At 45.3% G+C, this 8025-nt stretch carries 6 protein-coding genes and 1 tRNA gene; 3 read left to right on the forward strand and 4 right to left on the reverse strand.

The window, feature by feature from the left end:
• The first annotated feature begins 79 nt into the window (after positions 1 to 79).
• On the forward strand, positions 80 to 2854 hold the full coding sequence (locus DLM76_RS11710) for a chromosome segregation SMC family protein (RefSeq protein WP_118965307.1): 2775 nt from the start codon (positions 80 to 82) through the stop codon (positions 2852 to 2854).
• Between the two features lie 225 nt (positions 2855 to 3079).
• Here the strand turns inward: DLM76_RS11710 and DLM76_RS11715 are convergent, their stop codons facing one another.
• Complete coding sequence (locus tag DLM76_RS11715) at positions 3080 to 3622, reverse strand: DUF1564 domain-containing protein (protein WP_118965308.1); 543 nt, start codon at positions 3620 to 3622, stop codon at positions 3080 to 3082.
• Between the two features lie 213 nt (positions 3623 to 3835).
• On the opposite strand from DLM76_RS11715, the gene DLM76_RS11720 reads away from it, so the two are divergent.
• Together DLM76_RS11720 and thiH are read left to right on the forward strand one after the other, a co-directional pair.
• Complete coding sequence (locus DLM76_RS11720) at positions 3836 to 4663, forward strand: thiazole synthase (protein ID WP_118965582.1); 828 nt, start codon at positions 3836 to 3838, stop codon at positions 4661 to 4663.
• Positions 4644 to 5762 (forward strand): 2-iminoacetate synthase ThiH, encoded by a 1119-nt coding sequence (thiH, locus tag DLM76_RS11725; RefSeq protein WP_118965309.1) that lies wholly within the window; start codon positions 4644 to 4646, stop codon positions 5760 to 5762. The genes DLM76_RS11720 and thiH overlap by 20 nt, the downstream gene beginning before the upstream one ends.
• Positions 5763 to 5934: 172 nt before the next feature.
• On the opposite strand, the gene DLM76_RS11730 is transcribed toward thiH, so the two are convergent.
• The 3 genes from DLM76_RS11730 to DLM76_RS11740 form a co-directional block, all read right to left on the reverse strand.
• Positions 5935 to 6219 (reverse strand): Cys-rich protein, encoded by a 285-nt coding sequence (locus tag DLM76_RS11730; RefSeq protein ID WP_118957788.1) that lies wholly within the window; start codon positions 6217 to 6219, stop codon positions 5935 to 5937.
• A 21-nt stretch (positions 6220 to 6240) separates the two neighbouring features.
• A tRNA-Met gene (locus tag DLM76_RS11735) sits at positions 6241 to 6314 on the reverse strand.
• Between the two features lie 78 nt (positions 6315 to 6392).
• On the reverse strand, positions 6393 to 7754 hold the full coding sequence (locus DLM76_RS11740; protein ID WP_118965310.1) for a hypothetical protein: 1362 nt from the start codon (positions 7752 to 7754) through the stop codon (positions 6393 to 6395).
• Positions 7755 to 8025 lie beyond the last annotated feature (271 nt).

Genomic DNA, 8025 nt, shown 5'->3' on the forward strand with positions numbered 1-8025 from the left:
GTGCATTCTAATCCCTGCCCAAATCTGGTCAATTGGAAACATCTTTCCGGATCAATCGGAAACGAAAAACACAAAAACTATGTATTTAAAAAGTCTGAATATTGTTGGATTCAAAACGTTCGCGGACGAGACCGAAATTCTTCTCGATCCGGGATTTACCGCCGTTGTCGGCCCGAATGGTAGCGGTAAGTCGAACATCGTTGACGCCGTAAAATGGGTCTTCGGTGAAAAGTCCGCGAAGGGACTTCGCGGAGACAAGATGGACGACGTGATCTTTCACGGTTCCGAAGCGCGCAAGCCTGCGGGTTATGCGGAAGTTTCCGTCATCTTCGATAATTCTTCTCGATTGATTAAGATGGATTATCCGTCCGTTAAGATGACTCGCCGTCTTTACATGGACGGGAACAACGAATACTGCATCAACGATTCTCGAGTTCAAAGAAAGGACATCGAAAAACTTCTGATGGATACGGGGATCGGTAAGTCTTCTTACTCGATCATGGAACAGGGAAAGGTCGACCGGATTCTTCATTCCAAACCGGAAGAACGAAGACTGATCTTCGAAGAAGCCGCCGGAATTTCCAGATTCAAACTGGAACGTCAAGAAGCGCTGAAGCGTCTGGACGACACGAAACAAAATCTTCTCCGCATCCAAGACATCATGAATTCCATGAAGAAGGAAATGGAAGTCAAGGAAAAGCAGGCCGAAAAAGCGGAGGCCTATTTCAAACTCAAGGCGGAGTTGGACGAAACCGACAAAATCATACGTTATCTGAAATTCTCCACTCTTACCAAAAAGCTGAAAGCTTCGGAAGAAGAACTGCAAGGCATTAAGGATAAGAATCAAACCCTGCTCGATACGATCAGCGAGGAAACCGGTCGAATCGAAGTATTAGAAAAAGATAAATCGGAAATCGAAAAGCGGGTTTCCGAAATCGACAAGAAATTATACGATCACCTTTCTCAAACGAAGATTCAAAAAGAGAAGATCGAAAAGAACAAACAGATCATACTCGAATACGAGGAAAGAATCTCCGAGATGACGGAAACTCTGAACGGAGAGGAATCTTCTTTGAGTTTGCTCGTAATCGATTTGGAAAGAATTCAAAGAGAATGCGCCGAACTCGAAGGTGAAATCGAACTTCTTCAGGAAGAAATCCAAAAGCTGAAAGATTCCAAACTCGTTCTCGAAAAACAAATCGAAGACGAGAACGCGGCCGTTTTGGAAAAGGAATCCAAGATCGCTTCCAACGATAAGGCCCACAACGAACTTCGCGAGAAGCTCAAAGAAGTCATCTTTGAGTTGATCAGCCAACTTGAATCCAGAAAGAAAGAAGCGATCGATACGGAAAACAGAAGAAAGGAACTGAAAGAGTTTCTTCTTTCTAAGATGTCCGAATACGCGCGCGAGATTGCGGAGCTAAGGGAGAATTGGGAGCTTTCCGAAAAGTCCAAGATCGCTTCCGTTCTTGAAAAACTGAACTTAGGCGATGTTCAATCCAAACTAGAAGAATTCGTTCACCTCGAAGACATGATCCGTAACATTCTTTTCGATCGGGACGGATTCTTATCCAGAAAAGAAACGTTGGATCAACAGATCGAAGACTTGATCTTGGATAACGAAAATCTTACGAGAAGCATCAAGGATTCCGGTTTAAAGATCGAATCCTTGCGCGAGAATCTGGAAGCCAACAAGGAACAAACGGTATTCTTGGAAAAAAAAGTTTTGGAACTCGGTTCCGAAAGAAATTCAAGACTGGAAGCCGCAAAGGCGATCGGGCTCCGTAAGGAAGAGATCGAAAAGAGAATTCAAAACGCGAAGGATGGAATCCAGAACGTAATCTCCAAAAAACAGGAATTTGAACGAGAGGTTTCCGAACTCGAACAGCAGATCGAGTCGAGCTACAACGAATTCTTGGATATGAGCCGCGCTCTCGAATCCGAAAAGGAATCTCTGCGGAATATCTTAAAAGAGATTCAAAATCTCAAACACGATATTCAAAAGAATCAGGACGATTTTAAAAATCTGATTCCCGTGTTGACCGAAAAGGAAAGAACGGTTTCCGGTTTGAAAGTTCAGATCGATTCTTTTACGGAAGAATTGTACAACGATTATTCCATTTCGGAACAAGAACTCGTCGCGGAGTTTCAAAACCGTAATTTGGAACGAACCAAAGAAGAAGTCAAACTGAAGAGGCTCAAGTCAGACATCCAAATGCTCGGTTCGATCAACCCTCTTTCCATCGAAGAATATAGAAGCGTGAAGGAAATCTACGAACACCATCGCGTTCAAAAAGAGGACATCGAAAAATCAAAAGCTGATGTGGAGGACGTTCTCAATCGAATCAACGAAGAATCCGAGAAATTATTCCGCGAAACCTTTGAGAAGATTCGTGAGAATTTTCAAGAAACGTTTTCCACCCTGTTTAACGGCGGACGTGCGATGTTGGAACTCACCGAGAACGAGGATAGCTTAAACGCCGGAATCGAAATTATGGCCGAGCCGCCGGGCAAACACGTTCAGAATTTACGTTTACTATCGGGCGGTGAAAAATCGATGACCGCGATCGCGCTTCTCTTTGCGATTTACATGGTGAAACCTTCTCCATTCTGTTTTCTGGATGAGATCGACGCGGCTCTGGACGAGGCGAACAAACTTCGCTTTTGTCAAATCTTGGATAAGTTCAAGGATAAGTCCCAGTTTATCGTGATCACGCACGCGCAATCCACGATCAATCGTGCGAATTCTTTGTTCGGAGTTACGAATGAGGAACCGGGGATCTCGAGAATTCTCTCTTTGAAGCTCGATGAAGCCGCTTCGATCGCGGAGAAAGTTACCGAAGCGGCCGTTTAATCTTGCGTAGATCGCGTTCCGTTTAAACGGGAGAAGTATAGGTTAGGTTCGCGACTTTAGCGACTAATCGTTGTTAGGTGATTTTGGATGCGTTTTTTTTGAGCGCACCTAATTCGCAGAATTCATTCAATTCCATCGACCTAACCTTCGGTTCTTTTCAAGGTATTTTCGTCCGACTTCGGTATCTGTTCTTCTGTTTTGAGTTTCTTTAAGAACGGTTTGCTTCTACGTTGATCCAAACTGAGGTGGAATATCCTCCGGGGTTAAGAACCAAATCGGATTTGGTCGAAATTCAAGACTTTTCGTGATACGGTTGTTAAGTAGGTCTAAGTGCCAGAGGTAACCGTAAGAGTTTTGGAAGGTTGGAGATCCCACATTTAATTTTTCTTCGATAGAATCTCCGACGCCGGAATCATCCAACCAAATCATATAATTCACCAAAAAACATCGAGACACTCCGTGAGCGGCGGCGATTACACCTAAGATCGCCCAAACTCCGGTATCCACTCTCATATTCAAACGGACTAGTTTCCCGACATCCCTCTGATACAAGGTTTTCTGCGCATTTCGATTGATTCTCCGTTTGGAAAGAAGAAACTTTTGATATTTACGCAACAACGGAAGAATTCGTTTAGGCAAAGCCTTTCGTTTTTCTGCGCTCAACGAGTTGAGGTAGCTTTCCGGAAAAAGAAGAGTTTCCACGTTCGATCTGGATGAAACCAAACCGGATTGAATCTTCTGATCGATGTCGATATAAATTCCTGCCATACCCGTACGGTTCCGTATCCTTCCTTCGAAGAAGGCGAAAGAAAAAAAAATCCAATCGAATCAAAAACAAACTCCAGAATCGGAATCCTTTGTTTAAACCGAAGCGGAAAACGAAGACGGAATTCAAAACGAAATCGAAAACTCGCTTCCAATTTCTTCTTCGAATCTTCTCTTCTTGACGGCGCGGCCCTCTCCGAAGATTTCTACAGTAGAATGACTTCTTCTTCCGACACAAACCGCGATCCTCTTGTCATTGCAGGTAAAACGTTTCAATCCAGACTCTTCCTTGGAACCGGCAAGTTTTCTTCGGGCGAAGCGATGCAAAAGGCGATCCTCGCTTCCGAAACGGAAGTCGTAACCGTCGCACTTAGACGAGTCGATCTGGAAGCCCCTGAAGACGATATTCTTTCCAGAATCGATCGAAACAAAATTCTCCTTTTGGCAAATACGAGCGGTGCGAGAAACGCGGAAGAAGCGATTCGACTGGCGAAACTGGCGCGAGAACTCGGAGCCGGTGATTGGGTGAAACTCGAGGTGACCCCTGATCCGGTTTACTTGTTACCCGATCCGATCGAAACTTTAAAGGCCGCCGAGGTTCTCGTCAAAGAAGGATTCAAGGTTCTCCCTTACATCAACGCAGATCCGATTCTTTGCAAGCATTTGGAAGAAGCCGGTTGCGCAACGGTAATGCCGCTCGGTTCTCCGATCGGTTCCAATCTCGGAATCCGTACAAAAGCGAATCTTGAAATCATCATTGCTCAATCCAAAATTCCCGTAGTGGTCGACGCGGGACTGGGTCTTCCTTCCCACGCTGCGGAGGCGATGGAACTCGGTGCAGACGCGGTTCTCGTCAATACCGCGATCGCAATTGCAAAGAATCCTTCCGCAGTGGCAAGAGCGTTTAGACTTGCGACCGAAGCGGGACGTCTCGCAAAGCTCTACGGTGGAACGGGGGCAAAATTCAAATTAGAGGCTTCGGCTTCCAGTCCTTTAACCGGTTTTTTAAACGAAGAAGAAAGAGATGTACACGGATCTCTTTGACGGGACTTCGTTCGAGGACGCGGTCGAAATCGTCCGTTCCAAAACGAAAAACGACGTAGAAAGCGCGCTTCATAAATCTTCGTCCAGGCAATCGGTTACATTCGAAGATTATGTTTCTCTTATATCTCCAGCGGCATCCGGGTATTTGGAGCCGATGGCAATTCTTTCGAAACAAATCAAAAAAGAACGTTTTGGAAACACGATCCAGCTCTACATGCCCTTGTACCTTTCCAATGAATGCCGCTCTTCCTGTCTTTACTGCGGATTCAGCTACGAGAATAAAATTCCGCGCAAAACGTTAAGCGAAGAAGAGATCGAGCGGGAAGCGCGAGTCCTCAAGTCGAAAGGGATCCGCCACCTTGTAGTATTGACGGGAGAGGATTACAGTAAAACGAATTTGGAATACATTCGAAACGCGGTGTCGATTCTAAAAAAATCCTTCGATTCCATCGCGATCGAAATCTATCCGCTCGATCAAGAACCGTACGAATCTTTGATCGGGTCGGGGGCGGAAGCGCTCATCGTTTATCAAGAAACATACGATCCGATCGTTTATGCGGAGAATCATTATCGCGGAATCAAAAAGAACATGCGTTATCGTCTCGAGGCCCCGGATCGGGGAGGGAAGGCGGGATTTAGACGCATCGGACTCGGCGCTCTTCTTGGGCTTTCCAATCCTCTCGGAGAATTGTATAAGCTCGGAGAACATGCAAAATACCTAATGAAAGAATACTGGAGAACTTCCTTCCAGGTTTCTCTTCCTAGAATGCGGCCTGCGGCCGGGGATTTCCAAAAAATCATTCCGATCGGCGACAAAGATTTCGCGCGTTATCTGTTTGCGTTTCGGATTTCCTTTCCCGACGTGGGTCTCGTTCTTTCCACGAGAGAATCCCCAAAACTCAGGGATCATCTTTGCGAACTCGGGATTACGCACATGTCCGTGGAATCCAAAACGGAACCTGGCGGTTATTCCGATTCAGGCGCGCTCAAACAATTCGAAATCGAGGACAACCGAACGATTCCCGAATTATTGACCACGCTCAGAGCGCGCGGATTAGATCCCGTCTTTAAAGACTTCGACCGCGCTTTATTGGAGTGAAGAAAAACCTAAAATTGGACGGAACGGAACCGACGCTTTGCAGCTTATAGCCGGCAGGTTGTTTTCACGGCTTTTCCTTTCCGCAAAAAAAAAGAGCGGGTTTTTCTTCCCGCTCTTTTCGTTTTTCGCGTTCAAAGTTCTACTTTGAAGGAAACTCGATTGATTCTAAGATTTATTTTTTGTTCGCGTTGTATGCGTTTACGATACAATCGTTGAACGGTTTACACTGAGACTTGTGGTTTTCGAAACAAGCTGCGACTGCCGCGGTATGTTTTTTGCAGGAGTTCAAGCAACCCGCTTTTACTTTCGTTTTTTCATCGGCGCTGAGTTTTCTTGGAGCATTTTGTTCCACACAGCCGGAGTAAAAACCGCAAACTTCGTTACAAGTAGCCGATTGAGCTGACAAGGAACCTGCCAGAAGGAAGAAAGAAAGAATCAATAGAAAGAGATGTTTCAACGTCTTCTCCTTTGAAACGATTAGCGACGCAGGGATTCGAACCCCGGACCTGCGGATTATGATTCCGTTGCTCTAACCAGCTGAGCTACGTCGCCGCTTTGTTTGGACCCGATAAAATCGGTTCCAGTGCTATTTTTTTCAGGGGAATCACCCTGTCAAGGTTTCCTTCTAACCTAAGACTTCCAGATTTCGATCAGATTTTTCCATGCGGAAGCCGATGAGATTTCCTCGATTTTTTTCGTCGTCACTTCCTTGCGTTCCTTCCATCGTTCTAAAACCGAATTCATGATTTCGGACTGGATCGTTTTCCAATCTTCGCGGGCGGCTTCGTGAAATGAAATCGTTTGGGAAGAATCCTGAACGGCTTTCAATCGATCGAGCAATTCCGGAATTTCGAATTCCTCCAATTCTTCCTTACGAGATTCTAAAGTCGAATCGAGAATGTTCTTGGAAGTTTCGTATTCTTTTTGAAGTAGAGTGTAATAGAAATTCTCCTCTTCACCTGCGTGCCTGGAAACTCGGGATGCGAACCGATGTTCGGTAAGATCTCTCCAAGATTCGTTTCTTCCTGAACGCGGAAACGAAGTGATCGTTTCCGTTTGCAAATCCTTAGGCAAACGAGTTTCAAAACCGCCGCCGCTCGTTTCACTCGCGGCGCCACCCATAACCGACTCATTCGTTCCCGCATTCTCCCATGCATCCAAAAAGGAAGAATTCAATATCAAAAACAAAAACGAAGCGCTCAGCCACGGAGAAGCGGCAATCTCCAAGGAAGGAAAATTTCCGGATTGGAAACCGGGAGAATTCTCCGCATCGATTCCCGCTAACGCCGCTCCGGAACGTTTGAACCAAATCGGAAGAACAGCGCGATCGGAGCTCAGATCGATCGTTACTTTAGAAAAATTGAATTCGATTTTTTCGAAGATCGCGGACAAAAGATAAATCGCAAAAAGGGCGCGGGTTCCGTTTAATTTCGGAGTGAGCAGAAAGAATTCTCCGTCGCGTTCGATGATTTTTTCGACAAGACTTGCGGGAATGTCCAAATCCAGAATTTGTTCGAGTCCGAAAGAATCCCCGGCTAAGATTTGAAATTCTAACCGATAGATCGAAGCGTTCCGAGTTGATTTCGTTTTCTGCTTTGCTTCGACTTCGATCTTTTCTTCCATCATTGCGATCTTGGAGGAGAGTGTGGATTCTTCGCTTGCAAAAGGGAAATAGAGAGATTCTCCCCATACGAATGCGGGAAAGAATTTGGACGGAACTCCGGCAAACGGCGGATCGACGATCTTCGATAGATTCGTAATCGAACGAGCGGGGGATTCTTCCGTTTCCAAGAGTTCGAAGCGTTCAAACCAAGATTCCGAAAACGCGATGCAATACTTCGCGTTTTGTTCTTCGGCCCAAGTTTTCAATTGGGCAAAAAATTCTTTCAAAGCGGCTTCGGTCGGTTCGGATGTTTCGAATAAGATCGTGAAGGTTTCGCGATCCAGTCTTCGTTTTAACTCCGCTTCGGTAAGAAAATGAATTTGTCTCATGGATTTCTCAAACGCTGAATAATATTTATGCAGAATGTAAATTATCAGTACTGTCTCTGTACGAAAATTAAGCTAGTTGCCAATCGGATTGGAAAAAAGATAAAATCTGCTACCGCAGTGTATTTTAGGGCTTGCCTGCCTTTCAAGGAATTTTACTTTGATTCCGGATTCGTCCCGCAATCGGAGAGAAGAAGGGAATTCCTCCCTTTTTTTCGGAAATCATCCGATTTCATTCCAATGGTACGATAATTGCTTATAGTTTACAGACGCA

It is taken from the genome of Leptospira yasudae (assembly GCF_003545925.1).
GTDB lineage: Bacteria > Spirochaetota > Leptospiria > Leptospirales > Leptospiraceae > Leptospira > Leptospira yasudae.

Excerpts from the sequence above, each read along its gene's own strand:
- DLM76_RS11710 (WP_118965307.1), top strand. The coding sequence starts at position 80 with ATGTATTTAAAAAGTCTGAATATTGTTGGATTCAAAACGTTCGCGGAC.
- DLM76_RS11715 (WP_118965308.1), bottom strand. The coding sequence starts at position 3,622 with ATGGCAGGAATTTATATCGACATCGATCAGAAGATTCAATCCGGTTTG.
- DLM76_RS11720 (WP_118965582.1), top strand. The coding sequence starts at position 3,836 with ATGACTTCTTCTTCCGACACAAACCGCGATCCTCTTGTCATTGCAGGT.
- thiH (WP_118965309.1), top strand. The coding sequence starts at position 4,644 with ATGTACACGGATCTCTTTGACGGGACTTCGTTCGAGGACGCGGTCGAA.
- DLM76_RS11740 (WP_118965310.1), bottom strand. The coding sequence starts at position 7,754 with ATGAGACAAATTCATTTTCTTACCGAAGCGGAGTTAAAACGAAGACTG.